Raw genomic sequence first — 26,010 nt, 5'->3', positions numbered from 1 at the left:
GGTAAAGATTAAATCTGGCCAGCAGGCTATAAATCAAGCCTACTGGCTTGATTTAATAACTTACTTGCTGGCGGTTGGCCCCGGCCCTCATTGGGCGGCCGGGGCGCTGTCGGTGTCGGCGTTGGCGGCCGGCGTGGGTGTCGGGCTAGGTGCCGCAGCCCCGGCCTCGGTTGGCAGGTCGTCGTCGTCGGCAAATTCCTGGCGGATGACGCGGTACACATCGTCTACCGTTTCTTCTTCCAGCTCGGTGCGGCGCACGATGTCGTCCTTTTTCACGGCCAGCACGGCGCGGCCGGTGTCAAGGCCGATTTTCTTAAGCTCGGCAATTACCCAAGGCTCAATCTCATCGGTGAACTCGTCGAGGGCGATGTCTTCTTCATAGTCGGTAGCTTCGCGGAAGACGTCGATTTCCATGCCCACCAAGCGGCTAGCCAGCTTGATGTTGGCGCCGCCCCGGCCGATGGCCAGGCTCACCTGGTCTGGCTTCATAAACACGGAAACCCGGCCGGTTTGTTCACTGATTTTCATCGAGCCAACCTTAGCCGGCGACAAAGCCCGCGAGATGAATAACTCCAGGTTGTCGGTGTAGTTGATGATGTCGATGTTCTCGTTCATCAGCTCGCGCACTACTGGGTGAATGCGGCTGCCTTTCATACCCACGCAGGCGCCCACCGGGTCGATGCGCTCGTCGTAGCTTTCCACGGCTACCTTGGCGCGCTCGCCGGGCTCGCGCACCACATTTTTGATGCTGATGAGGCCATCGTAAATCTCGGGTACTTCCTGCTCAAACAAGCGCTCCAAAAAGGCGGGCGCGGCGCGGCTCAGGATAACCTTTGGTGAGCCATTTACCACATCTACGCGGTGCACCACGGCGCGCACCGTATCACCCTTGCGGTAGCGGTCCTTCGGGATTTGCTCGCTCTTGGGCAGCACCAGCTCATTCTCATCCTTGTCCAGGATGAGCGCCTCGCGGCTCCACACCTGATACACCTCGCCGGTGATGATTTCACCCACCAAGTCCTTGTATTTCTGATACAAGTTGTCGCGCTCCATGTCCTTCACGCGCTGAATCAGCGTTTGGCGGGCTAGCAGCACGGCGCGGCGGCCAAAGTCGTCAATCTTAATCGGCTCGGCTACCGACTCGCCAATCTCAAAATCAGGCTCAATTTTCTGCGCCTCAGCCAGCGGAATCTTGTCCAGGTCCCAGATATCCTCCGAGTTGTCGTCCACGATTTCGCGGTTGCGCCAGATTTCGAGGTCGCCATTGTCAGGGTTGACGATTACGTCGAAGTTCGAGTCGTCCTCAAACTTCTTGCGAATCATCGTCCGAAACACGTCGTCCAGAATCGACATCATCGTGGGCCGGTCGATGTTGCGGCTCTTGGCAAACTCCTGGAAGTTCTCGATGAGCATCCGGGCATTTAGGTCGGCCTGCGCGGCGGCGACTTCCTGCGGGCTAGGGGTGACTTTTTTAGCCATGAAAGATTAAGTAAAAGCGTAAAAACGTCTAAAACAACTGTTTGCATAGTTAGCCCGCTTCAGCGGGCGCATCCGCGAACTTCGTTAAATCCGTTTGAAACGAAGTTCAGCGCAGCTAATCTGCGGTCTACTTGAAAGAAATAACAACTGTCGCCTCTTTTATGTCCCCGAAAGGAATAAAGACGGCGGGTAGGGTGGTTTTCTTGGTTTTTATTTTGATAACTTCTTCCAGCTCAATGCCTTCGGGCGTAACGGCAGTGAGCGGACCAGTTTTCTCGGTGCCATCGGCTAGCTTGAGGGCCAGGCTGCGGCCCACGTGGCGCTGGTACTGGCGCGGGTCGGTGAGGGGCTGGTCGGCGCCGGGCGAGGTCACTTCGAGCGAATAAGCGGCGTCTTCGCCGTAGGCCTCTTCGAGGCCGCGGTTGAGGCGGCGCGTCACCTGGGCGCACTCCTGGATGCCGAGGCCGTTGGGGCCGTCGAGCGTAGCCGTGATTTTGGGCATCACCGAGTCCGACACGGTGAGGTCAACTACATATAAGCCACTGTCGCCGAGGGCGTCGGCGAGTAGTTGCTGAATGCGGTGGCGGTCAAATTGAGCCATGACAGGCGGGGGCTAGGGCAAAAAAAGAGGGGACTTCGCGTCCCCTCTTTTCAGATTGAATACCATTTTCTGGTGCAAAGATACGCAATTTTTAGTGATGTCACTCCCCGGGGGTTTTAGTTGCTGCCGCAAATACGTAGATGGCTACATACCCGATGAGGCACCCGGCAGCGGCTGTCTTATGGCGTTTTAATGAAAGGCACAAGTTGGCTCCCGTGACGTTACTCGTGCAGTCATCTTTCGAAGCCGGGTACCCGGTTTCGTATTGCAGACTTACCATCGTGTTAATCACTGCACAGCCCTCCAGCACACTGGCTAGGAGTAGAAAAACGGCCAAGTAAGCGATAAGACGATTTTTCATCTTTGACCCAGAATAGAAGTCGATTAATAGCCCATCGCCGCATCATCGCCCCGAGGGTCGGCGCCGCCTTCGAGGCGGCCATCGGACAACACCCGGATGATGTCGAGCCGGCCCCACGCCGTGCGCGGCTTCGGGTTGAAGCCTTTTTCCTGCAATACTTTCTCGGCTTCGGGCGTGAGGGCGCCGGTTTCCACGTCGAGCTGGTCGGGCAGCCACTGGTGGTGCAGGCGCGGCGCGGCCGCTGCTTGCTCGGCATTGGCACCGTAATCTACCGTTGCTAAAATACTCTGCAACACGGTGGTAATGATGGTGCTGCCACCCGGCGAGCCCGTGACGAGGGCTAGCCGGCCGCCTTTGGCCAGGATGGTGGGCGTCATGCTGCTGAGCATGCGCTTGCCGGGCGCGATGGCATTGGCGGTGCCGCCCACCAGGCCGTACATATTGGGCACGCCGGCTTTTGAACTGAAGTCATCCATCTCATTATTAAGCAGAAAGCCGGCGCCGGCCACCACTACCTTGCTGCCGTAGGCGCCGTTGAGGGTGGTGGTGCAGCTCACGGCGTTGCCCTGGGCATCCACGATGTCGTAGTGGGTGGTCTGGTCGCTTTCGTAGTGCGGCAAGCCGGGGCCGGCCGTTATTTGGGCGCTGGGGGTGGCTAGCCCATCGGCGCGCAGCGTGCTGAAGCGCTGCTGGTTGTAACTTTTCGCTAAGAGCTGGGCCACCGGCACCTTGCCAAAATCGGGGTCGCCGAGGTAGGTGGCGCGGTCGGCGTAGGCGCGGCGCTCGGCCTCGGTGATGAAAGCCACGCCGGCCGGCGTGTGGTAGCCGAGCTTGGCCAGGTTGCTGGGCTCCAGCATCTGCAAAATCTGGAGCAGGGCCACGCCGCCGCTGCTGGGCGGTGGCATTGTAATCACATCGTAGCCGCGGTAGGTGCCGCGCAGGGCGGCGCGCCATTTGGGTTCATAGCGGTTGAGGTCATCAGAGACAAGGTTGCCTCGGGTTTCATCTAGCAGCAAAGTAGCCGTCTTGCCTTTGTAAAAACCATCGCGTCCTTGTAGCTGAATGCGTTCGAGGGTAGCCGCCAAGTCAGGCTGTTTAAGCAGGTCGCCGGCTTTCCAGTTTGACGAAGCCGCAAGGTCAGGAGTGGGGATGTTAGCGACAACATCAGTCTTGTATAGCTCATCACGGTGGCTGTACTTTATAAACGCATCCCGGTTATCGTTCAGGCCCGCGGCTTCTTTCTCAGTCAGTGCCACGCCTTGCCGGGCTAGCCGCACCGCCGGTTCCACCAGCTTGGCCCACGGCAACTTGCCCAGCTTTTTATGTAGCGCCACCATGCCAGCCACTGTGCCCGGCACCCCTACTGCCTTGCGCCCCAAGGTGCTGGCATTCGGCACCACGTTGCCATTGGCATCTAAGTACATGTCGCGCGTGGCATTGACGGAGGCCACTTCGCGAAAGTCGAGCGTGCCAGCCACACCACCGTGGTCACGGTACACGATAAACCCGCCGCCGCCAATATTGCCGGCCGACGGATGCACCACGGCTAGGGCAAATTGCACGGCCACGGCCGCGTCGTAGGCATTGCCACCCTGCTGCATGATGTCGCGGCCAATTTGGGAGGCTAGCGGGTGGGCCGATACTACCAGGGCGTGGCGGGCCACGACGGGCGCGGCGGCCGGCGGCAGCTGGTCGGTGGGTGAAGATGCGGTGGCTGCGTGCGGAGCTGCTTTTTGCCCTAGTGCCGGGCCGGCAAGTGCAGCTACTAAGAAGGCAGCCGCAGAGAGGCGAGAAAACGTATGCATGACGCAAAGTAGGTACAAAGCCCACCCAGCCGGCTAGTTGCCTACCTTTGAAAAGCCAATTTTCTCTCGCTTATGTCCGCCGAAATCCAGGATTCCCCCGCCGTTCCCGCCCCCGTGCTGACGCTCACCCAGGAAGACTCCTGGCTGCAACCCTATGAACCTGTGTTGCTAGCCCGCCAGCAGCGGCTGGCCGACCGCCTGGCGGCCATTACCCAGGAATACGGCTCGCTCAGCAAGTTTGCCACCGCCCACCAGCGGCTGGGGCTGCACTACGATGCGCGCCGCCGCGGCTACGTGGTGCGCGAGTGGGCGCCGGGCGCCGAAGCCGTGAGCCTGATTGGCGACTTCAATTTCTGGAACCGCGGAGCCGACCCTTTGCAAAAAGATGAGGCTAGCGGCGTGTGGGAAGGCTTTATTGCCGACGATGCCCACGGCCGGCGCCCGGCGCCCGGCTCGCGCTACAAGCTGCACGTGGTGGCCCACGGCCAGGGCAAGGACCGCCTGCCCGCCTACCTGCGCCGCGCCGTGCAGGACGAGCAAACCAAGGATTACTCGGCCCAACTCTGGGTGCCCGAAACGCCGTTTAAATGGACCGACTCGACCTTCCGCGTCAATAATGCCACCAAGGGCCAGCCGCTCATCTACGAGGCGCACGTGGGCATGGCCCAGGAGGAAGGCCGCGTGGGCACGTACCGCGAATTTGCCGACCATATTTTGCCGCGTATCCAGGCCGAAGGGTATAATACGGTGCAGCTCATGGCCGTGCTGGAGCACCCGTACTACGGCTCGTTTGGCTACCACGTGGCCAATTTCTTCGCGCCCAGCTCGCGCTTCGGCACGCCCGAGGAGTTGAAATACCTGGTGAATGAGGCGCACAAGCGGGGTATTGCGGTGCTGCTCGACCTGGTGCACTCGCACGCCGTGAAAAACGAGGCTGAGGGGCTAGCCGACTTCGACGGCTCGGGCAACCTCTACTTTCACAAGGGCGAGCGCGGCAACCACCCCGGCTGGGACTCCAAGCTTTTTGACTACGGCCGGCCCGAGGTGCAACAGTTTTTGCTCAGTAACCTGCGCTACTGGCTGGAAGAGTTTCACTTCGACGGCTTCCGCTTCGATGGCGTCACCTCCATGCTTTATCACCACCACGGCGAGGGCCACGCCTTCGGCGGCTACGATAGCTACTTCGGCCCCGATGCCGACGACGATGCCATTCTGTACCTGATGCTAGCCAGCACGCTGGTGCGCGAGATAAAGAAATCGGCCCTGCTTATTGCCGAAGATATGAGTGGCCTGCCCGGCCTGTGCCGGCCCATCGCCGACGGCGGCGTGGGCTTTGACTACCGGCTCGGCATGGGGCTGCCCGATTTCTGGATTAAGACCCTCAAGCACCAGCGCGACGAAGACTGGAACCTCGGCGAGCTGTGGCACCAGCTGACGAACCGCCGCCAGGGCGAAAAAACCGTGGCTTACGCCGAAAGCCACGACCAGGCGCTGGTGGGCGATAAAACCCTCAGTCACTGGCTCTACGATGCAGCCATTTACACCAACATGGGCGTGCTCGACGGCGACCCCCGGGTGGCCCGCGCCACGGCGCTGCACAAGCTCATCCGGCTCATCACGCTGAGCGCGGGCGGCGAGGCCTACCTCAATTTTATCGGCAACGAGTTTGGCCACCCCGAGTGGGTTGATTTCCCAAGGGCCGGCAACGACTGGAGCTACCACTACGCCCGCCGCCAGTGGAGCCTGGCCGATAACAAAGACCTGCGCTTTAGCCAGCTGCTGGCCTTCGACCACGCCATGCTCAAGCTGGCCCGCGAGCGGCAGCTGCTCAGTAAAGGCCCGGCTAGCTTGCTCAATATCGACTTTGGCAACAAAGTCATCGCTTTCGAGCGGGCCGGACTGGTATTCGTGTTCAGCTTCCACGTGAGCGAAAGCTTTTTCGATTACGGTGTTCCGGTGCCGGCCCTGGGCCGCTACCGCCTGGTGCTCAGCTCCGACCGCAGCGAGTTTGGTGGTTTTGACCGGCTCGATGAGCAAGTGATTTACGACACGCTCGGTGGCGGCGGCACGGCCGAGGCGCCGCGTCTGCGCCTCTACGTGCCCAGCCGCACGGCGCTGGTGCTGGCTAGGGGATAGGCTTGGCCGGACGGGCGCGTTCTCCCCGTTACTTTTTGCTTTAATGCCATCTAAAGGAGCCCGCTAGCCTTGCAAAGGCGGGGGCTGGCTAACACTACCTTGTATTTTATGGCTGACTTACCTACCCGGTATGAGCGAGTGCTTTCCTGGCTCGACCACTACCTTATTCGTCCCCTTTATACTGACCGGGTACGGCGACTGATTCTGCAAAGCTTTCCGTTCTGGGTGGCCTCCATCCTGACCGGGCTGGTGGCCGTGGGCTACGAAAAGATGTTTGGCTGGGCCGAGCAGCTGAGTTTTACCTGGCTCAGCGGCACGCCCTGGCTGGCGTTTATACTTACGCCGGCGGCATTTGGGGTGTCGTGGCTGCTGGTGCGCGAGCTGGCGCCCGCCGCCCGCGGCAGCGGCATTCCGCAGGTAATGGCCGGCATCGAGCTTTCCAACCCCGCGCACCACCAGCGCACCAGCTACCTGCTGAGCCTGCGCGTGGCCGTAGTAAAGGTGCTGAGCAGCGTGGTGCTGCTGCTGGGGGGCGGGGTTATCGGCCGCGAGGGGCCGACCATCCAGGTGTCGGCGGCCATCTTCCGCACCATCAACCGCTTGCAGCCGGCGGGCTGGCCCCAGCTCTCGCGCCAGATTGCGCTCGTTACGGGCGGCGCGGCCGGGCTAGCCGCCGCCTTCAACACGCCGCTGGGCGGCATCGTGTTTGTGGTGGAGGAGCTGACCCAGATGCACATGGCTCGCTTTCGCATGGCCGTATTTACGGCCGTAATTATTGCGGGCCTCACCGCCCAGACGTTTCTGGGGCCTTACTTATACTTGGGTTATCCCAAGGTAGTGGCAGCCTCAGGGCGGGTCGAGCTGGTGGTTTTTCTGGTGGCGGTGGTGTGCGGCATCGCGGGTGCCGCATTTGCCAAGACCCTGCTCTGGCTCGGCAACTACCGCAAGCGCTTTACCTCGCTGGCCGCGCAGGCGGGCTGGGTGCTGGGCTGCGGCCTGCTGATGGCAACGGTGGCCTACGCCTTCGGCACCGAGGGCGTAGGCACCGGCAAGCCCATTATCAACCGCCTGTTGTTTCAGAACAACGGCCTGACGCCTTGGTACTTATTTCCGGTGCGGTTTGTGGGTATGGCCCTCAGCTACAGCAGCGGCGGGGCGGGCGGCGTGTTTGCCACCTCGCTCAGTGCCGGGGCCATCCTGGGCGATGGCGTGGGCCGGCTTATGCACGTGGGCGTGCCCGACCGCAACCTGCTCATTCTGGTAAGTATGGTGAGTTTTCTGACGGGCGTGGTGCGCTCGCCCTTCACGGCGGCCATTCTGGTGCTGGAAATGACCGACCGCCACTCAGCCATTTTCCAGCTGCTAATCAGCGGCTTGCTGGCCCAAAGCGTAGCTTCGCTGCTCGACCGCCACTCGCTCTACGAGCACCTCAAGCAAGGTTTTATGCGGGAGGCGCTTGCCGAGAACGCGCAGCCTACTGCCGCCCCCGAGCCTGCCCACGTAGAATGACGTAGCGGCGGCCGGCCGCCGCTACTCCCGCTTGCGGCCGATACTGAGGCGATACACTGTTTCGGTGAGGCGCTTGGTACGGGCGGCGGGGTTTTTGGCGCCCTTGAGGTAGCGCACGTAGGCGCGCTGCTCGGGCTTTTCCAGCTTTTTGAAGAAAGTGAGCGCGGCCTCATTTTCGGTCAGGGCAGCGGCCAGGTCCTCGGGCAGGCTCACTACGCGCTCGCTCAGGTCGTGGCGCAGGGCCACGTGCAGCACGTCGCCTACCGTTTTACCCACGGCGCGCCGCACTTCGCGCGGAATGACCAGGGCGTGGTAGCCGTCGCCAAGCGGGGCTAGCTCGCCCTGGTAGGGAAAGCCGTCGATGGCCGTTTGCACGGGCAGGTCTTCCTTGGTGCCGTAAAGCGTTTCTACCGAGAAGGGCGCCACGACAAATACGTCGCCGGTGCGCGGGTCGGCTTCGAGCGCCGCCTCAAATTCTTGTTCAAATTCCGTCATCGCCCGCAAAATTACGCCGGGCTAGCCACCGGGCGCGGCCGGGCCTCGTGCAAGGCCTGGGCAATGGCAGCTGCATCGGTGGCGGCAATGACCCGCACGGTGCCCGTTGCCAGCCCCAGCTCGCGGTGCAGGCGCGCGGCCAGGGTCGGGGTTTCGACTAAAACCAGGTCGGCCCGGTGCAGCGCCTGGCGTTGCAGCTCGGCCATCCAGCCCGCTGCTGTTTCGGCCGACTCCTCTACCGATGCGGCCAGCGCGGCCAGGTGCAGTACCAGCGGCCGGCCGGTGCGCTGGCGCAGCTCCTGGGCGGCTAGCCACGTGGGCCAGGCCGGCGCATAAATAACCGCGAACGGGGACTCGGCCAGCGCCACTGGCACCGCGAAGCGAGCGTACTGAATGATTTGAAAATTTAAATCGGGCGCCGGATAATGCGTGGCGGCCGGTAGTAGCACGGCATGGGGCGCCGCAGTAGGGATTTCGGCCGTTGCGGGCAGCTCAAGCAGTTCCACTGGCTCGGCCAGCGCGGGTGGCGTAGCGGGCTGGCGTAGCGTTGCCAGGGCCTCGGGCCAGTCGGCCAGGGCTGGCGTGGCGCTGGTAGCCGGCTGGGCTAGTACGTCGGCGGCACCGGGGCTAGCCAACTCAAACTGCGCCAGTTCAGCGGCCTCCTGCGGCCGAAAATCAGTTTCCAGCGCGGCCGTTTGGGGAGGCCGGCGGTCAGCTGGCGCCGGGCCAGAGGGCAGTGCACTAACCGCAGAAGCTGGTGTGGCCGGGCGGGTACTACTGGCTGCGCGGGACATAGCTAACGTTGTATTGCGGTGCGCGGGTGGGCTAGCCACGGCTTCTATGGGCATCGGCGCCCGCGCTGGTCGAATACCAGCCGGGGCTGGCCGCACGGCCCCCAGATACGGGGCGGCGGGCAATGCGGTCGGGCCTAGCCAGACGGGAGCGGGCAGGGGCTGGCCGGCCAGCTGGGCCAGCTGCGGCAGGCGGTAGCTGCCTAGGCGCAACACCCGCACGGCCGACCAGGTTAGCGCTGGTTCGGGTGGGACGGGCACGCTAGCTGGCACGGTAGCCGCAATGGCTAGCCCCGGCAGTAGTAGCTCATCGGTGGCCGGCTCGGCATCTTCTTCGAGCGCTTCGGCGCGGAGTAGCGTAGTAGTGGCCGGGGCGGGCGGCGGCATTTCGGCCAGGGGCGGGGCCGCCTCGGTCGGGGCGGGCGGCTTTTCTACCGCAATGGCTAGGGGCTTGGCTTCTGCTTCGGGTAATGCCAGCGGCAGGTATTCTTCGGCGCTGAGGTGGTGGGGCGCGTCGGCCTGGGGCACCATCACCAGGATAGAATCGACGGTGGGCGCACCAGCCTGCGTGGCTTCTACCAAGGCCCGCACGGCCGGGGCGGCCTCCGCCCAAGCCAGCACAAGTACGGCAATGGGTTCGGGCAAATCAGCGGCAGGCAAAGGCATTCGGCAGGTATTAACCCTGCGAATAACGGCACTACTGCTGCCAGGTTAATAGAACTGGATAAAAAATAATTGTGCCTTCAGCGAGCAGAGCCGGTCATTAGGCGTTTTGCCCGCGCCCGATGCCAACCCTGAAAAGTAACTTGCGCACTTGATGCCTCCTTGCTGCCGGCGCTTGCCGGCATTTTTTTGCGAGGGGCGTCCTGCCGCTGTCTTCCCTATCTTCTTTATATGCCTACCAATTCCGTTCAGGAAAATAATTATATGCTCAACGACCTGGCGCTGCAAAGCCGCCAGGAGCAGGTGCCCGGCGCCGTGCATCGTGTCGAGCAAAATGATGACCACCTGTTTACCTTCACCACCGAAAACGGCACCCGCCTGCTGCTGCACGCGCTCAGCGACAAGATTCTGCGCTTTCGCTACCTCACGCCGGGTGCGCCTAGCGAGCCCGATTTTAGCTACGCCGTGCCCGACCCCGCCGCCGAGCGCACCATGCGCCCCGGCGTGCCGAGCTTCCTGGAGTTTAAGGAAAAAGGCGACCATTACCGCCTCACCACGGGCCGTCTCATCTGCATTGTGTGGAAAGACTCGCTGCGCACGCGCGTGCTCGACCGCTCGGGCAATATCCTGAGTGCCGATGAGAAGGGCTTCCACTGGCAGCACGATGACGACTCGGGCAACGACATTGTGAAAATGAGCCACGCCGTGCCCAGCGGCGTGTGCTACTACGGCCTCGGCGATAAGCCCGCCAACATGAACCTGCGCGGCCAGCGCTTCCTCAACTGGGGCTCCGATACCTACGGCTACGTGAAAGGCTCGGACCCGCTGTACAAGAACATTCCGTTCTTTCACGTGCTGCACCAGCGCATTGCGCACGGCATTTTCTTTGATAATACGTTCAAGGCGTTTTTTGACTTCGCGGCCGAGCGGGCCGACGTGACCAGCTTCTGGGCCGAGGGCGGCGAGATGAATTACTACTTCATCTACGGCCCCACCCTGCTCGAAACCACCGAGGAATATACCCGCCTCACCTGCCCGCCCGAGCTGCCGCCGCTCTGGACGCTGGGCTACCACCAGTGCAAGTGGAGCTACTTCCCGGAGAGCAACGTGAAGGAAATCACGAAGGGCCTGCGCGAGCGCCGGATTCCGTGCGATGCGATTTACCTCGACATCGACTATATGGACGGCTACCGTTGCTTTACTTGGAGCCCGCAGCACTTCCCCGAGCCCAAGCGCATGGTGGACGAGCTGGCCGCCGACGGCTTCAAAACGGTGGTTATCATCGACCCCGGCATCAAAATCGACCCGAGCTACCCGGTGTACCAGGAAGGTCTGAAGAACGACTTCTTCTGCCGCCGTGCCGATGGGCCACTGATGCGCGGCTCGGTGTGGCCGGGCCTCTGCAACTTTCCCGACTACACCAAGCCGCCGGTGCGCGAGTGGTGGGCTAGCCTCTTCGAGGGGCTGATAAAGGACACCGGCGTGCGCGGCGTGTGGAACGACATGAACGAGCCCGCCGTGTTCGAAAAAGGCACCTTCCCGGATGATGTGCGCTTTGATTTCGACGGCCAGCCCTGCTCGCACAAAAAGGCGCACAACATCTACGGCATGCAGATGGCCCGCGCCACGGCGGCCGGCGTAAAGCAGTTCAGCTACCCCAACCGGCCGTTTACCATCACGCGCAGCACCTACGCGGGCGGCCAGCGCTACTCCTCGGGCTGGACCGGCGACAACATCGCGAGCTGGGACCACCTCTGGCTAGCCAATATTCAGTGCCAGCGCCTCAGCATCAGTGGCTTCAGCTTTATCGGCTCCGACATCGGCGGCTTTATCGACACGCCCGATGGCGAGCTATATGCCCGCTGGATTGCGCTCGGGGCCTTCCATCCGTTCTTCCGCACCCACAGCTCGGGCGACCACGGCGACCAGGAGCCCTGGAGCTTTGGCGAGCCCTACACCAGCCTGGCGCGGCACTTCATTGAGCTGCGCTACCAGCTGCTGCCCTACGTGTACACCACCTTCTGGCAGTACACCACCCAAGGCACGCCCATGCTGCGCCCACTCACCTTCCTGGACCAGAACGACCCCGAGACTTACCTGCGCATGGCCGAGTTCAGCCTCGGCGACCACCTGCTGGTGTGCCCCATCACGCAGGCCGGCGCCGATGGCCGCTGGATGTACCTGCCCAAGGGCGAGTGGTACTACTACTGGACCGACGAGCTGAAAGCCGGTGGCCAGGAAGTGTGGGCCAGCGCCGACCTCACCCGCATTCCGCTCTTCGTGAAGGCCGGCGCCGTGCTGCCCACGCAGCCCGTGCTGCAGTACGTAGGCGAAAAAATAGTCGAGCAGTTGACCCTGCACGTGTACTACAAAAACGGCACCGCCGAGAGTGTGCTTTACGACGACGGCGGCGAAGGCTACGCCTACCACGAAGGCCAGCAAACCACCCGCCGCTTCCGCGTGACGGGCGATGCCGCGTCGCTCACGCTCAGCCAGGCTAGCGAGGGCGCTTATCAAACGCCCTACAGCACCTACCGCGTGGTGCTGCACGGCCTGCCCGCCGCCATCGAAGCCGCCACGGCCGACGCGCAGGCCCTGTCGCTAGGGGTGTACCTGGCCACCGAAACTACCGTGGCCGCGCCGGCCGTGGTAGTGGGTGTGGGCTTTGGGGAGGTAAAAGTTGCGCTGGTCGCGCCGGCAGCCGAGGCGCCAGCGAAAGCGTAAGGCAACTCCAACTCCTCAGATAAAATACAAAGCACCCTAGCGTCGGCTAGGGTGCTTTGTTGGTATCAGGCAGTAGCTTAGAGTGCCACGTCGAAGCGCCCATTGGTGAGGTGGGCCAGCTTACCAGTCGTGATTTCGCGCGCCGTATAGCTAAAGGTGCCGCTGGCTACGTGCGCTACTGTGTCGTACCGGATGAGCGTAACGGTGCCCACTGCTGCACTGTCGGTAAAGTAATATGATATAGGTAAAAGCGGCCCACTGGCGGGCGCGGGCGGGGTACTGGTATAAGTGGCATAATTGCCCGATGGCTTCCAGTAAGGTGTTCCCTTGCCAAGCTGATAAGTGCCTGGGCTACGCGCAGCTAGCAGCCAGATTGTTAGCTCATCAAAGCTGGTCCGAGCTTCGATTACCAGGCCGCCCCTGCGATTATAGCTGCCAGTTTCCAGGGCTTTGGGAGGAGTAACGAAAAGGGTGGGTGCGATGTAAGGAGTAAAATCTCTACCCTCAATCTGACAAGAAAAAGTATTCGGGCCCGACGGTGTAGGGTCTTTTTGGTGGCAGGCTACTGCAAACAGCAGAATACCTGAAAAGAATAGCTTTTTCATGAAATAGTAAGTAGGGTGGTACGTATGCCTGCGGAACGACAAAGCACCTGCTCCGCCCATTGCTTACCAATTCAATAGTTGTGTGTAGCGGACTTTACAAATCGCCGCTCCGGGCTTAAAAACAGTGATTAGGAGCTGCTAGAAGGTAAAAAATCTGATTTTAGAAAGGTCGCGCGGGCACGTCATCGCCAGCAAGTAGTACCAAACTATTGCCGGGCCGTATTACCTGCGCTGGCTAGCTTCAGCTTGCGCGGCGGTCTGCCACTTTTTATTTCTTACGGTCCTCGCTCTTGTCTACCCCCACCGACGCCCCCGGCCACCCTCAGTCTAAAACCGCCATCATTGCCGCTCTGGCGGCCAATCTGGGCATTGCCCTCATCAAGTTTGTGGCGGCGTGGTTCACGGGCTCGTCGGCTATGCTCTCCGAGGGTATTCACTCGCTGGTCGATACGGCTAATGAGTGGCTACTGCTGCTGGGGCTGCGCAGTAGCCGGCAGCCGGCTACCGAGCGGCGGCCCTTCGGCTACGGGCGCGAGCTGTATTTCTGGGCGTTTATGGTGGCGGTATTCATCTTCGCCATCGGCGGGGGCCTGTCACTGTACGAGGGCTACGAGCACCTGCGCCACCCCGCGCCACTCGGTAGCCCCACCTGGAACTACGTGGTGCTGGCCGTGGCCTTTTGCCTCGATGGCAGTTCGTTTCTGGTGGCGCGGCGCACCTTCAATGCCCAGCGCGGCCAGCAGCCATTCTGGGCGGCCTTCCGGGCTAGCAAAGACCCCTCGATTTTTGTGGTGCTGTTTGAAGATGCCTCCGACTTGCTCGGCCTGCTCATTGCCTTCTTAGGCGTTTTTCTCAGCCACTGGCTGAATAGGCCCGAACTCGACGGCCTGGCCTCAGTGCTCATTGGGCTGCTGCTACTGGTAGTGGCTGGCCTGCTGCTGCGCGAAACTAAAAGCCTGCTGCTAGGCGAGCCCGCTGAAACGCCGCTGCTGGTAAAAATCAGCGCGTTGCTGGATGCTGACCAACATATAGTGCGTTCGGCACCGCCGCTCTCGTCCTATCTCAGCCCGCACGAGATACTGGTGGTGGTGCCCGTCGAGTTTGTGCCCGGCCTGCCGGCTAGCCAGCTCACGCAGGTTATCGGGCAGCTCTGCGATGCCATTAAGGCGGCGCACCCCGATGTACGGCACATTTTCATTCAGCCCGCCGCACTAGGATTGCCCGAAAAGCCCACTGCATAAATTATTGGGGCCGCTAAGGAGGCGCAAACGTTTGCGGCTAGGCTGGCCCGCCGCCGAGCGCTAAACCGTGCTTAATATTGACGCGGCTAATAACAACGCGGCCCCGCGGCGTGTTAGCCCCCGCCAAGTTAGTAACCTGTGCTGCGCAGGCAGTGCGGGCCCACCCCTCACACAATCCCACCGCTGAAATGGCCAAAATTAAAGTAGCCAACCCCGTAGTAGAGCTCGATGGCGACGAAATGACGCGCATCATCTGGAAATTTATCAAGGACAAGCTCATCCTGCCTTACCTCGACCTCGACATCAAGTACTATGACCTCGGCATCGAGTACCGCGACGAAACGAATGACCAGGTAACCATCGACTCGGCCAATGCCATCAAGCAGTATGGCGTGGGCATCAAGTGCGCTACCATCACCCCCGACGAGGAGCGCGTGGCCGAGTTTGGCCTGAAGCAGATGTGGAAATCGCCCAACGGCACCATTCGCAACATCCTGGACGGCACCGTGTTCCGCGAGCCCATCGTGATGAGCAACGTGCCCCGCCTGGTGCCCAACTGGACGGCCCCCATCTGCATCGGCCGCCACGCCTTCGGCGACCAGTACCGCGCCACCGACTTCGTAACCAAAGGCAAAGGCAAGCTTACCATCACCTTCACGCCCGAGGACGGCGGCGAGGTGCAGTCGTTTGAAGTGTTCAACTTTAAAAATGATGGCGTGGCCCTGGCCATGTACAACACCGACGAAAGCATCCGGGGCTTTGCCCACGCCTGCTTCAACCAGGCCCTAATGAAGGGCTGGCCGCTGTACTTGAGCACCAAAAACACCATCCTAAAGAAGTACGATGGCCGCTTTAAGGACATCTTTCAGGAGATTTACGAGCAGGATTACCAGGACAAATTCAAGGCTGCCGGCATCACCTACGAGCACCGCCTCATCGATGACATGGTAGCCTCGGCCCTTAAATGGAACGGCAACTTTGTGTGGGCCTGCAAAAACTACGACGGCGACGTGCAGAGCGACACCGTGGCCCAGGGCTTCGGCTCGCTCGGCCTGATGACCTCGACGCTCGTGACGCCCGACGGCACCGTAATGGAGGCCGAAGCCGCCCACGGCACCGTGACGCGCCACTACCGCGACCACCAGAAGGGCAAGCCTACCAGCACCAACCCCATCGCCAGCATCTTCGCCTGGACGCGCGGCCTAGAGTTCCGCGGCAAGCTCGACGGCAACCAGGAGCTTATCGACTTCTGCCAGGCGCTGGAGGCTGTGTGCGTCGAAACCGTGGAAAGCGGCAAAATGACTAAGGACCTGGCCGTCTGCATCCACGGCAACAAGGTAGAGCACGGCCGCGACTACCTCTACACCGAGGAATTCCTGGAAGCGCTCGATGAGAACCTGAAGAAGAAGCTAGGTAAGTAAACGATTGGGCTAGCGGAATACTGAGCTTGCCCAGTTGTGGAATTATTCACAAAAAAAGCTCCCTGGCCAAACCAGAGAGCTTTTTTTGTGAAGCGTGTATTGCTTACGCAAGATTATTCGAGGCGGCTTTGGCCGTCAGGAATTCGCGATTTAGAATCGCAATATTTTCGAGCGAGATACCTACCGGGCACTCGGCCGCGCACGAGCCAATATTGGAGCAGGCACCGAAGCCTTCGATGTCCATCTGGGCCACCATATTCTCGACGCGCGTCTGGCGCTCTACCTGGCCCTGGGGCAATAGGGCCAACTGCGATACCTTGGCCGACACGAAAAGCATGGCCGAGGCATTTTTGCAAGCGGCCACGCACGCGCCGCAGCCAATGCAGGTGGCCGCCTCAAACGCACGGTCAGCAATGTCCTTCGGAATCGGAATCTCGTTGCCATCGGGTGCACCGCCGGTATTCACGCTCACGTAGCCGCCCGCCTGAATAATGCGGTCGAAGGCCGAGCGGTCCACGCTCAGGTCTTTATTTACCGGGAAGGCGTTGGCGCGCCAGGGTTCGATGGTAATGGTATCACCATCCGAAAACTTGCGCATGTGCAGCTGGCAAGTAGTGGTGCCCTTCTCGGGGCCGTGCGAGCGGCCATTGATAAACAGGTCACATGAGCCGCAGATGCCCTCACGGCAGTCGTGGTCGAAGGCTACCGGGTCCTGGCCTTGGTGGAGTAGGTCCTCGTTGAGCACGTCGAGCATTTCCAGGAAAGACATATCGGGCGAAATATCTTTCACTTGATAGTCAACCATTTGGCCTTCCGTCTGACGGTTAGGCTGACGCCAAACTTTCAGCGTCAGGTTCATTGGTTTAGCGTTGGGGTTAGAACCGGCCATTATAGTAAAACGTCATGCTGAACGCAGTGAAGCATCTCGCTCGCGTCGTTGGGGTAATAGGTAATTACTGCTGCCCGCGAGATGCTTCACTGCGTTCAGCATGACAATCAAGTTGTTATTTGTAACTGCGCTGAGTCAGCTTTACGTTTTCGAACACCAGCTCTTCCTTATTGAGGCGCTCGGGCTGGTTTTCGCCCATGTACTCCCAGGCAGCTACGTAGGCGTAGTGGTCATCGTCGCGCTTGGCTTCGCCTTCCTCGGTAGCGTATTCTTCGCGGAAGTGACCGCCGCAGCTTTCGTTGCGGTCCAAGGCGTCGTCTACCATTAGCTCACCTAGTTCGATGAAGTCGGCCACGCGGCCGGCTTTCTCCAGGGCCTGGTTCATTTCCTCACCCGAGCCTACCACTTTCACGTCGCTCCAGAACTCCCTGCGCAGCTTAGCGATTTCGGCTTTGGCGTAGCGCAGGCCTTCGGCGTTGCGGGCCATGCCACAGTATTCCCACATGAGGTGGCCGAGCTTTTTGTGAAACTCGTCGGGCGTGCGGTTGCCCTTGATGGCGAGCAACTGCTCGACGCGGGCCTGCACGCCAGCTTTGGCTTCGGCAAAGGCGGGGTGGTCAGTCGTTACCGGCTTGGGTGGTGTAGCAGCCAGGTAATCACCAATAGTGTACGGAATTACAAAGTAGCCATCGGCCAGGCCCTGCATAAGGGCAGAAGCCCCCAAGCGGTTGGCGCCGTGGTCGGAGAAGTTGCACTCACCAGCTGCGTAAAGGCCTGGTACGGTGGTTTGCAGGTTATAGTCAACCCACAGGCCGCCCATAGTATAGTGCACTGCCGGATAGATGCGCATCGGCATCTGGTAGGGATTTTCGTCGGTAATCTTCTTGTACATCTCGAAGAGGTTACCGTACTTCTGGCTTACCGCCTCGGCGCTGGTGCGCTTGATGACGTCGGCAAAGTCGAGGTATACGGCTAGGCCTGATGAGCCCACGCCCCGGCCTTCATCACACATCTGCTTGGCGTTGCGCGAGGCTACGTCGCGCGGCACTAAGTTGCCGAACGCCGGGTACTTACGCTCCAGGAAATAGTCGCGGTCATCTTCCTGAATGTCTTGCGGCTTAAGCTCACCTTTGCGCACGCGCTCGGCTAGGGCTACCGTCTTGGGTACCCACACGCGGCCGTCGTTGCGCAGCGACTCCGACATCAGCGTCAGCTTCGACTGGTAGTCGCCCGATACTGGGATGCAGGTGGGGTGAATCTGGGTGAAGCAGGGGTTAGCGAAATACGCGCCCTTTTTGTGGGCACGCCATGCGGCGGTGGCGTTGCAGTACATGGCGTTGGTGCTCAGGTAAAACACGTTGCCGTAGCCGCCAGTGGCCAGCACTACGGCGTGGGCCGCGTGCGTCTGCACCTCGCCGGTGATGAGGTTGCGGGTAATAATGCCGCGCGCCTGGCCATCAATCACCACTACATCGAGCATTTCCGAGCGGGTGTACATCTTCACCTTGCCGTAGGCAATCTGCCGGCTCAGGGCCGAGTAGGCCCCTAGCAGCAGCTGCTGCCCGGTCTGGCCGCGGGCGTAAAACGTGCGGCTCACCTGCGCCCCGCCGAAGGAACGGTTGGCCAACAGCCCACCGTACTCGCGGGCAAATGGCACGCCCTGCGCTACGCACTGGTCAATGATATTGACCGATACCTGGGCTAGCCGGTACACGTTGGCCTCACGGGCGCGGTAGTCGCCGCCCTTGATGGTGTCGTAAAACAGGCGGAACACCGAGTCGCCGTCGTTCTGGTAATTTTTAGCGGCGTTGATGCCGCCCTGCGCCGCAATGGAGTGCGCCCGGCGCGGCGAGTCGTGGTAGGTAAACGCTTTTACGTTGTAGCCCAGCTCGGCCAGCGAAGCCGCCGCCGAAGCGCCGGCTAGGCCCGTGCCCACCACAATCACGTCGTATTTCCGCTTGTTGGCGGGGTTGACGAGCTTGACGTTAAACTTATGCTTGTCCCACTTTTCGGCTAGGGGCCTTCGGGCGCTTTGGAAGTCAGATTCATAAGGGCAAGAAACTGAAATTAGTTGAACGCCAGCGCAAGCTGGTGCAGCACGGCCGGTGCGCTGGAAACGAGGGCCCCGTTCTCATTCGTGAAAAACAGGAAGTAGAGCGGCATCGAAGCAAAGCCGGCCGATACTATGACCGCGAAAGCGTAGCCAAAGTTCTTAATCAGCGGCATGTATTTGCGGTGGTTCAGGCCCAGGGTCTGAAAACCCGAGCGGAAGCCGTGCCACAGGTGGTAGCCCAGGCTAGCCTGGGCGGCCACGTAGAGCACTACGTACCACCACTGGTGAAAAGAGGTAACCACGACTTTGTACAAATCATCGTTATGGTTTATGTCGGCATCGAGCGTGCCGAAGCGGGCGCGCCAGAAGAAATTGTAGAGGTGCACAATCAGAAACACCAGAATAATCGAGCCTAGAATACCCATATTGCGCGAGGTCCACTCCGAGTTTTGCTTGGCTTCCCACTGCGCGTAGCCGTGCGAGCGGGCACCTTTATTGCGGGTGGTCAGCATCAGGGCCTCGTAGATGTGGAAGCCAAAGCCCAGCACCAGCCCCCACTCGATAGTGCGGATAACCGGATTAGTACCCATGAAATGGGAGTAGGTATTAAAGGCTACCCCGTCGTCGTGTTTGAAAAGCTGGAGGTTGCCAACCAGGTGCACCACCAGGAACGTGCAGAGAAACAGGCCCGTAAGGGACATGATAATCTTGCGCCCGATGCTGCTGGTAAAGGTTTTTGTAAACCAGTTCATAGAGATTTCAGTCGAGAAAATGACCGTTTGTACCGCTCAAAGGTAGGGCCGAGGGCGGGCTCAGCCCAAGGTGCAGGCGTAACATAGCCGTTATTTAGAAAGGTTAAACTCAGGGGCTAGCCAGGCAGACAAGCAGCGTGAATCAATCTCCCTGAAATACCGTTAGCTGATTTGCTGCTTACTTTAGGACAACTATCCACTCGCGCAAAAGGTTGGGTAGTGCTGGCCGATAAGGGCGGAGTTCAATTTTCGCGGTAGTAAGCTGTCTTTCAACACAGGTAGATTATGCAAGATCTTTTATCTTTTAGCAAGAATGCAAGGCGGGGTGCCTGGTTGCTGGCTGCGATACTGCTGGTTTTGGGCTGGCTGCGCCCGCAAACGGCGCTAGCCTCGCACATTCGGGCGGGCGACATCCAGGTGAAGGTGGATACGGCCACCGGCAACCCCAACCGGTTCTTTATTAAGTTTACGCTGTATCGAGATACTGGTGGAGTGGACCAGCCATCGGTCACCATATACTTTGGTGATGGCACCCGGCAGGACGGTATTCTGAAGAATGCCAACCCACCCCGCATTAATGGGGATACCGACGTTTTTACCTATAGTTGCGACCATACTTTCCCAGGGCCAGGCAACTACACAATTAGCTTCGTTGGGGAAAACCGGAATGCGGGCATTTTAAACATGGCAAGTTCTGCTTCGCAGACATTTTATGTCAGCACGTTGATTCCCATAAACCCGTCCTATGGCCTCGACAACTCACCGATACTAAGAGCGCCAGCTGTAGACAAAGCGGCAGTAGGGCAGGTATTTCTGCACAACCCGGCCGCTTACGATGCCGATGGCGACTCGATGGCGTTTCACCTGCGTACTTGCCAGCAAGCATCTGTTAGTAGTGCTAGCGTTACTAACCTGCCAGTGCCTTCTACTGTCACCAATTATGTCTATCCCGACGACCCTAGTATTGTACCCAATGCGGTGCAAGTGGCTTACTCTGGCGTGCCGGCTGGGGTGCCGGGGGCTAAATCATTCATCTCTCAGGATGTACATACCGGGCAGATAACTTGGAATGCGCCGGCTAGGGCCGGTATCTACAACATCGCCTTCACGGTGGATGAGTTTCGGCGCACGACCTTCGGCTTTCGCAAGATTGGAACGGTTATCCGCGATATGCAGATTATCGTGACGGCTACTAATAACCTGCCACCAACCCTGACGGTGCCACCCGATTTGTGCGTGGTGGCGGGCACACCGGTTACGCTCAATGTGTCAGCCGCTGATGGCTCCAGCCCCAGCTCGCCGGCTACCAACGTGACACTGTTTGCTTACAGCGGCATCCTGCCGCCGGCTACGTTTAGGCAGAATAATACGGGTACTTCCGTCACCGGCACTTTTAAGTGGACGCCCGATTGCAGCAACGTGGCCGACCAGCCCTACATCGTCGTGTTCAAGGCGCAGGACACGCCACCCAACTCGGCTACACCGCCCCTTGTGGATATCAAGCCGGTGCGCATAACCGTGGTGGGGCCGCCCCCCCAAAACCTGAAGGCCACGCCCTCAGGCACGCCGGGCGGGCTGGTGAGTGTGCTGACCTGGGATAAGTACACCTGCCAGAATGCCAGCCAGATACTGATTTTCCGGCGCGAAGGCTGCTACGCCTATACCCCTGGCCCCTGCGATACGGGCGTGCCTGCGGGCGCGGGCTACGTGCAGATAGGCTCGGTGTCGCCCACGGTTACCACCTTTGCCGACAACCAGGGGCTGGTGCGGGGTAAGTCGTATAGCTACCGCATCTACGCTACGTTTCCGCGGCCGGCCGGCGGCGCCAGCATCGTTTCGAACGAAGCCTGCCTGACCTTCAACGGGCGCTCGGCCATGCTCACCAACGTGGACGTGAATACGACCAGCACCACCACTGGCCAAATTACCGTGAAGTGGACCCGGCCCCGAGCCGATGCGGGCGCGTTTGTGTCGCCGCGCTACGAGCTGAGCCGCAGCATTGGCACCGGGCCCGCTACGCTAGTGGCCACCCTTACCAATCTTACCGACACGACCTACGTAGACCGGGGCCTGAACACGGTGGCCAACCAGTACACATACTCGCTCACGTTCTTCAACACGGTGCCTACCAGCACTACGCCGGTGCAGGAAACCGCGCCCCCGGCCACCAGCGTGCGCGCCAGCCTCATTGCCGACGGCATCAACAAAACCATGACGGTGAACTGGGCCTACAACGTGCCGTGGGATAATAGCAAGCAGCCGAGCCGCATCTACCGCAAGGACCCCGGCAGCACTACGTTCAACCAGGTGGCGACCGTGACGCCGGGCGCCACCAGCGGCACGTATGTAGACCGCAACCTCGTGGCCGGCCAGGAATACTGCTACTACGTGCAGACTACCGGCCAGTACGCCAACTACAGCTTCCTGAGCAATTTGCTGAACAACAGCCAGCAAATATGCGCCACGCTCCAGGCCATCCCCTGCACCCCGGTGCTCACGCTGCAAGTAACCAACTGCGACAGCCTGGCTAGCCTGCCGTCGTACCTGCCGGTAAACCAGATGTACCAGAACAACCTGCGCTGGACGGTCGGCAACATGCCCGCCGGCTGCCAGGCCAATGCCATCTACTACCGCGTCTTCCGCGCCGATACCGATGGCGGCCCCTACGTCCTGATTGACTCGACCGCGCAGCTCACCTACGTCGACCGCAACCGGCCCCGGCCCACGTACTGCTACAAGGTGCAGGCCGTAGCCGCCTCGGGCCAGCGCAGCGGCCTCAGCAACTCGGCCTGCCAGGCCGATTGCGTATTCTTCATTCTGCCCAACATCTTCACGCCCAACGGCGATAACGCCAACGACGTGTTCCGGCCCAAGGTGAGCAGCCCGCTCCTGCGCACCCACATCCAGATTTTCAACCGCTGGGGCCGCAAGGTATACGAGAGCGACAAGGACCCTTACATCAACTGGACCGGTGGCGGGGCATCGGGCGAAAGCTCGACCAGCGGCCTGGCCTCGGGCGGCATCTACTACTACCTAGCTGAGGTAGAGTTTGCCGACGCTGCCCTGACCAAACGCACCTATAAAGGTTGGGTCGAGCTGATTCGCTAGCCGAGCTGCTAACCCGCTGCCAAAAAAGCCGCCCCCGACCGGGGCGGCTTTTTTGGCTTTATTTTGCCGCTGGCATTCCATTACCTGGTTTAATTTTTTGAGCATCTTGACACCTTCCCACCCATCCGAAGCCGCCGCGACGGCCGTAGTATTTCCGGGCCAGGGCTCGCAGTTTCCGGGCATGGCCCGCGAGCTTTTTGAGCAGAGCGAAGCCGCCCGCGCCCTGCTTACTCAGGCCAATGACATTCTGGGCTTCAACCTCACCAAGCTCATGTTTGAGGGCACGGAGGACGACCTGCGCCGCACCGATGTAACGCAGCCGGCCGTGTTTGTGCATTCGGTAGCGCAGTTTGTGGCCCGGCCCGACTTGCAGCCCAGCATGGTAGCGGGCCATTCGCTGGGCGAGTTTTCGGCTCTGGTAGCGGCCGGCGTGCTCACCTTCGCCGATGCGCTGCCCCTGGTAGCGCGCCGCGCCCAGGCCATGCAGGCTGCCTGCGACGAGCAGCCCGGCACGATGGCCGCCATTCTGGGCCTGGCCGACGAAGCCGTGGAGCAGGGCTGCCAGCAGGTAGCCACCGGCGGCGACGTTGTGGTGGCCGCCAACTATAACTGTCCCGGCCAACTCGTCATTTCGGGCTCGACGGCGGGCATTGCCAAAGCCTGCGAGGTACTGAAAGCCGCTGGGGCCAAGCGCGCCCTGCCGCTGCCAGTGGGCGGCGCCTTTCACTCGCCCCTGATGCAATCGGCCCAGGCTGCTCTGGCCGAAGCCATCGAGCGCACCACCTTTCACCCCGCTCGCTGCCCGGTGTACCAGAACGTCGATGCTGCACCGCACCGCGACCCTGCCGAAATCAAAGCGAATCTGCTGGCGCAGCTCACTGCCCCAGTCCGCTGGACGCAGAGCGTGCAGGCCATGCTCCGCGATGGCGCTACCAACTTCGTCGAGTGTGGCCCCGGTAAAGTGCTGCAAGGCTTGGTGAAGAAAATCGAGCCCACGGCCACGGCCGGCTCGGTAGCTTAAGGCCAGCGCTCACGAAGCAAAAAGCTCAGCCTGACGTGCTTTTTTAGCGACAAATGTTTTATAACTGCTTCACCTCTAGTGGGTCGGGGCAGGCGGCCAGCAGCTCAGCAATGGTGTGGTGCAGCTGTGGGTGCACCAATTGCGGCGCTAACTCAGCCAGTGGCACCAAGGCAAAACGCCGGGTTGGTAGCGCCGGGTGCGGTACCGTAAGGGTAGGGGTCGCCATTATTTCCTGCCCGAAGAGCAGAATGTCCACATCTAAAGTGCGGGCGCCCCAGCGCACCTGCCGCTCGCGGCCCTGCTGCTGTTCGGCGGCCAAACAGGCGGCCAGCAGGGTAGGGGCGTCGAGGGTAGTTTCCACAGCTAGCACCTGGTTGAGAAAAGCCGGCTGGTCTTCGAGGCCCCAGGCCGCCGTTTCGTACAGGGCTGAAGCCGCTGCCACGCGGCCGGCGGTAGTGGCTAGGTCGTAGCGGGCCTGCGCCAAGTGGGCGGCCCGGTCGCCGAGATTACTGCCCAATAGCAGGTAGGATGTAGTCAACTTGGAATTGAGAATAAAGGATAAAGGGCTACTAAACCGGCTATTACCGCCGCCCGCCAGTGCAAGATTCTCGAAAGGACTAGTCCCGGCTAGCATGAGCCTAGGAGCAGATACGGAGTCAGTATACGGCGCCTTGTCATATCATCCCCCTTCGACTGGTGCATTAGCCTGTACCGGGATGGGACCGAGTAGTCGGCCTACGCCATTGCGCACGGGCTCCGCCCAGCAGGTTGGCCCCGGCTAGGCTCACGGTTGCCTAGGTACCCTGTTGCCAGTGCGTCCAGCGGCAGGCGCGGTACGTGGCCCTTAAGTGGCTAGCTGATAGCCAGCAGGTGCAGGCGGTTGCCGCGCAGCAGTTCGTCGTTAAGCTCCTCGCGGCTACGCTGGCCGAGCACGTATTGGGTGAGTAATTGGAGCTCCCGGCAGGTGGGGGAGCTACTGGCGGGGTGGGCAAGGGCTTGCCGCACGGCGCGGGCACGCAGTGTTTTGGATTCCATGAAAAAATAATAATAGAAGCGGTAGGAGAGCGAGGTAGCCGATAGCCCGGGGCGGGCGGCCGATTTATATAATGAGACAAAGGTGTCGCAAAAAATGGATTTTCCAAAAAGCCTTCGGTGAGCGTCGTAGCAGCTCATCTGAAAGCAGCGTTTTTGTCTCCCAAAAACTGCTTGGGTATGATGATACACGCCCTTGCCGTACTCGTCGGGCTCTTCGCCCGCGCGAGCCCAGAACTCCGGCCGGCGGTTGCGCGGCTTGAAGCACCATGCCAGCCTTCTGGCGTAGGCCTGAGAATTGTGAAGACGCGACCCTTTACGTTTTGTTGTTGAAAGAGGATGTTGTGCCCACGAGATGTGAAGGGTCGCGTCTCCACACCCGGGGCACCAGCTGCGAGTTCGCGTCAGGGCTTCATGCGCAATTCTTTATTCGCAATTCTTTCGAAGAATTGCGCCGTGTACTCGGCAATGAGGCGCGCCGGCGCCGGTAGCACCGGGCTTTCCCAGGGGTGCGCGCCGCCAAACATGTGGCCCGCGCCGGGCACCACGACTACCTCGGCAGCCGGTTGGCCGGCGTGCAGCTGGTGCACGGCGGCTAGCGGCACCGTCTCATCCTGGTCACCGTGCATGAGCAGCACTGGCTGGCGCAAACTCGGCATCAGGGCCGGCAGGTCGAGGCGAGCGCGGTTTTTATAATAGTCCTCGGCAATCTGATAATACATAGGCAGCTGCTGGCCGGTGCGTAGGTTGGGCACGTAGAGCACGCCCTCACGCTGCCACTGGGCCAGTACCTCGGCGGGCCAATGCGGGTGCAGGTCGGCCACGGCGGCCCAGGCGGCTACGGCCGCCACGCGCGGGTCTTCGGCCGCTTTCAATAAGACCAGGGCGCCGCCTCTGCTGTGGCCTATCAGGTAAAGGCGACTAAGGCTGAGGCTAGCGGCGGGCAGGGGCGTGGCGCCGGGCGTATGCAGGGCATCCAGCAATTGACCGAGGTCGTCGAGCTCCAGGCTAAAATTATTTCTGCCAAAAGCTTCCAGGTCTTCCAAGTCGCCGGTGCCACCTACCACCACCCCGTTGTGCGAGAGGTTGAGCTTGACGAACACAAAGCCTCGCTCCGCAAAAAAACGGGCCAGCAGCCCGAAGTGGCCCCAGTCTTTAAACCCCTTGAACCCGTGCACAAACACCACTACTGGCTGGGGCTGGCCGGTGGGCTGCCAGGTGGCATCGGCGGCAAATAGGCGGCCGTGGTCCCGGCCGGTTAAGGTGAACTCGACAGTACGGAGCATGCGGCTAAGGTAGGCAGTGCGGTCCGGCCGCCGTATCA

18 protein-coding genes and 1 pseudogene are annotated in these 26,010 nt (G+C 60.8%); 7 read left to right on the top strand and 12 right to left on the bottom strand.

What is annotated here, in order from left to right; all coding sequences use genetic code 11:
• Positions 1-87 precede the first annotated feature (87 nt).
• The 3 genes from nusA to ggt form a co-directional block, all read right to left on the bottom strand.
• Positions 88-1,479 carry a transcription termination factor NusA gene (gene nusA / locus GKZ68_RS12430; protein WP_173115197.1) on the bottom strand — a complete coding sequence of 464 codons (1,392 nt, stop codon included), beginning with the start codon at positions 1,477-1,479 and terminating at the stop codon, positions 88-90.
• Positions 1,480-1,606: 127 nt separating this feature from the next.
• Positions 1,607-2,080 (bottom strand): ribosome maturation factor RimP, encoded by a 474-nt coding sequence (rimP, locus tag GKZ68_RS12425; RefSeq protein ID WP_173115194.1) that lies wholly within the window; start codon positions 2,078-2,080, stop codon positions 1,607-1,609.
• Positions 2,081-2,464: 384 nt separating this feature from the next.
• On the bottom strand, positions 2,465-4,246 hold the full coding sequence (ggt, locus tag GKZ68_RS12420; RefSeq protein WP_173115191.1) for a gamma-glutamyltransferase: 1,782 nt from the start codon (positions 4,244-4,246) through the stop codon (positions 2,465-2,467).
• 72 nt (positions 4,247-4,318) lie between these two features.
• On the opposite strand from ggt, the gene GKZ68_RS12415 reads away from it, so the two are divergent.
• Both GKZ68_RS12415 and GKZ68_RS12410 read left to right on the top strand, forming a co-directional pair.
• Entirely contained in the window at positions 4,319-6,382 is a 2,064-nt protein-coding gene (locus GKZ68_RS12415; protein WP_173115189.1) for an alpha amylase C-terminal domain-containing protein, read from the top strand.
• Positions 6,383-6,490: 108 nt separating this feature from the next.
• Positions 6,491-7,891, top strand: coding sequence for a chloride channel protein (locus GKZ68_RS12410; RefSeq protein ID WP_173115186.1), 1,401 nt, complete (start codon positions 6,491-6,493; stop codon positions 7,889-7,891).
• Between the two features lie 21 nt (positions 7,892-7,912).
• Here the strand turns inward: GKZ68_RS12410 and GKZ68_RS12405 are convergent, their stop codons facing one another.
• Both GKZ68_RS12405 and GKZ68_RS12400 read right to left on the bottom strand, forming a co-directional pair.
• Entirely contained in the window at positions 7,913-8,386 is a 474-nt protein-coding gene (locus GKZ68_RS12405) for a YdeI/OmpD-associated family protein (RefSeq protein WP_173115184.1), read from the bottom strand.
• A gap of 11 nt (positions 8,387-8,397) precedes the next feature.
• On the bottom strand, positions 8,398-9,843 hold the full coding sequence (locus tag GKZ68_RS12400; protein ID WP_173115182.1) for a hypothetical protein: 1,446 nt from the start codon (positions 9,841-9,843) through the stop codon (positions 8,398-8,400).
• A 228-nt stretch (positions 9,844-10,071) separates the two neighbouring features.
• On the opposite strand from GKZ68_RS12400, the gene GKZ68_RS12395 reads away from it, so the two are divergent.
• Complete coding sequence (locus GKZ68_RS12395; protein WP_173115180.1) at positions 10,072-12,564, top strand: glycoside hydrolase family 31 protein; 2,493 nt, start codon at positions 10,072-10,074, stop codon at positions 12,562-12,564.
• 77 nt (positions 12,565-12,641) lie between these two features.
• On the opposite strand, the gene GKZ68_RS22100 is transcribed toward GKZ68_RS12395, so the two are convergent.
• Positions 12,642-13,169 (bottom strand): DUF6252 family protein, encoded by a 528-nt coding sequence (locus tag GKZ68_RS22100; protein WP_254243983.1) that lies wholly within the window; start codon positions 13,167-13,169, stop codon positions 12,642-12,644.
• Positions 13,170-13,459: 290 nt separating this feature from the next.
• Here GKZ68_RS22100 and GKZ68_RS12390 point away from each other — a divergent pair, with 290 nt between their 5' ends.
• Positions 13,460-14,410 (top strand): cation diffusion facilitator family transporter, encoded by a 951-nt coding sequence (locus GKZ68_RS12390; protein WP_173115178.1) that lies wholly within the window; start codon positions 13,460-13,462, stop codon positions 14,408-14,410.
• A gap of 188 nt (positions 14,411-14,598) precedes the next feature.
• On the top strand, positions 14,599-15,831 hold the full coding sequence (locus tag GKZ68_RS12385) for an NADP-dependent isocitrate dehydrogenase (protein WP_173115175.1): 1,233 nt from the start codon (positions 14,599-14,601) through the stop codon (positions 15,829-15,831).
• 103 nt (positions 15,832-15,934) lie between these two features.
• Here the strand turns inward: GKZ68_RS12385 and GKZ68_RS12380 are convergent, their stop codons facing one another.
• From GKZ68_RS12380 to GKZ68_RS12370, 3 genes and pseudogenes are all read right to left on the bottom strand, one after another.
• Entirely contained in the window at positions 15,935-16,690 is a 756-nt protein-coding gene (locus GKZ68_RS12380; RefSeq protein WP_173118403.1) for a succinate dehydrogenase/fumarate reductase iron-sulfur subunit, read from the bottom strand.
• A 145-nt stretch (positions 16,691-16,835) separates the two neighbouring features.
• Positions 16,836-18,769, bottom strand: a pseudogene (locus tag GKZ68_RS12375) (fumarate reductase/succinate dehydrogenase flavoprotein subunit).
• Between the two features lie 18 nt (positions 18,770-18,787).
• A complete protein-coding gene (locus GKZ68_RS12370) occupies positions 18,788-19,525 on the bottom strand; it encodes a succinate dehydrogenase cytochrome b subunit (RefSeq protein WP_173115172.1) in 738 nt (245 codons plus the stop codon).
• 357 nt (positions 19,526-19,882) lie between these two features.
• Between GKZ68_RS12370 and GKZ68_RS12365 the strand changes: the two genes are divergently transcribed.
• Complete coding sequence (locus GKZ68_RS12365; RefSeq protein WP_173115169.1) at positions 19,883-22,633, top strand: gliding motility-associated C-terminal domain-containing protein; 2,751 nt, start codon at positions 19,883-19,885, stop codon at positions 22,631-22,633.
• A gap of 106 nt (positions 22,634-22,739) precedes the next feature.
• A complete protein-coding gene (gene fabD / locus GKZ68_RS12360) occupies positions 22,740-23,654 on the top strand; it encodes an ACP S-malonyltransferase (RefSeq protein WP_302051991.1) in 915 nt (304 codons plus the stop codon).
• 58 nt (positions 23,655-23,712) lie between these two features.
• On the opposite strand, the gene folK is transcribed toward fabD, so the two are convergent.
• The 3 genes from folK to GKZ68_RS12345 form a co-directional block, all read right to left on the bottom strand.
• The gene (gene folK / locus GKZ68_RS12355; protein WP_173115166.1) at positions 23,713-24,192 is read right to left on the bottom strand and encodes a 2-amino-4-hydroxy-6-hydroxymethyldihydropteridine diphosphokinase; all 480 of its coding nucleotides are present in this window, start codon (positions 24,190-24,192) and stop codon (positions 23,713-23,715) included.
• Between the two features lie 314 nt (positions 24,193-24,506).
• Positions 24,507-24,689: a hypothetical protein gene (locus tag GKZ68_RS12350; protein ID WP_173115163.1), complete on the bottom strand. Its 183-nt coding sequence runs from the start codon at positions 24,687-24,689 to the stop codon at positions 24,507-24,509.
• Positions 24,690-25,090: 401 nt separating this feature from the next.
• Positions 25,091-25,972, bottom strand: coding sequence for an alpha/beta hydrolase (locus GKZ68_RS12345; RefSeq protein WP_173115160.1), 882 nt, complete (start codon positions 25,970-25,972; stop codon positions 25,091-25,093).
• Positions 25,973-26,010 lie beyond the last annotated feature (38 nt).

Origin of the sequence: Hymenobacter sp. BRD128 (assembly GCF_013256625.1) — a bacterium.
Classification (GTDB): Bacteria; Bacteroidota; Bacteroidia; order Cytophagales; family Hymenobacteraceae; genus Hymenobacter.
The sequence above is the reverse complement of the archived record's forward strand: the minus strand, read 5'-3'. Positions and strand labels throughout refer to the sequence as shown.

Bases quoted from the DNA above. Each gene is read 5' to 3' on its own strand.
- nusA (WP_173115197.1), bottom strand. From the start codon at position 1,479: ATGGCTAAAAAAGTCACCCCTAGCCCGCAGGAAGTCGCCGCCGCGCAG.
- rimP (WP_173115194.1), bottom strand. From the start codon at position 2,080: ATGGCTCAATTTGACCGCCACCGCATTCAGCAACTACTCGCCGACGCC.
- ggt (WP_173115191.1), bottom strand. From the start codon at position 4,246: ATGCATACGTTTTCTCGCCTCTCTGCGGCTGCCTTCTTAGTAGCTGCA.
- GKZ68_RS12415 (WP_173115189.1), top strand. From the start codon at position 4,319: ATGTCCGCCGAAATCCAGGATTCCCCCGCCGTTCCCGCCCCCGTGCTG.
- GKZ68_RS12410 (WP_173115186.1), top strand. From the start codon at position 6,491: ATGGCTGACTTACCTACCCGGTATGAGCGAGTGCTTTCCTGGCTCGAC.
- GKZ68_RS12405 (WP_173115184.1), bottom strand. From the start codon at position 8,386: ATGACGGAATTTGAACAAGAATTTGAGGCGGCGCTCGAAGCCGACCCG.
- GKZ68_RS12400 (WP_173115182.1), bottom strand. From the start codon at position 9,843: ATGCCTTTGCCTGCCGCTGATTTGCCCGAACCCATTGCCGTACTTGTG.
- GKZ68_RS12395 (WP_173115180.1), top strand. From the start codon at position 10,072: ATGCCTACCAATTCCGTTCAGGAAAATAATTATATGCTCAACGACCTG.
- GKZ68_RS22100 (WP_254243983.1), bottom strand. From the start codon at position 13,169: ATGAAAAAGCTATTCTTTTCAGGTATTCTGCTGTTTGCAGTAGCCTGC.
- GKZ68_RS12385 (WP_173115175.1), top strand. From the start codon at position 14,599: ATGGCCAAAATTAAAGTAGCCAACCCCGTAGTAGAGCTCGATGGCGAC.
- GKZ68_RS12380 (WP_173118403.1), bottom strand. From the start codon at position 16,690: ATGAACCTGACGCTGAAAGTTTGGCGTCAGCCTAACCGTCAGACGGAA.
- GKZ68_RS12370 (WP_173115172.1), bottom strand. From the start codon at position 19,525: ATGAACTGGTTTACAAAAACCTTTACCAGCAGCATCGGGCGCAAGATT.
- GKZ68_RS12350 (WP_173115163.1), bottom strand. From the start codon at position 24,689: ATGGAATCCAAAACACTGCGTGCCCGCGCCGTGCGGCAAGCCCTTGCC.
- GKZ68_RS12345 (WP_173115160.1), bottom strand. From the start codon at position 25,972: ATGCTCCGTACTGTCGAGTTCACCTTAACCGGCCGGGACCACGGCCGC.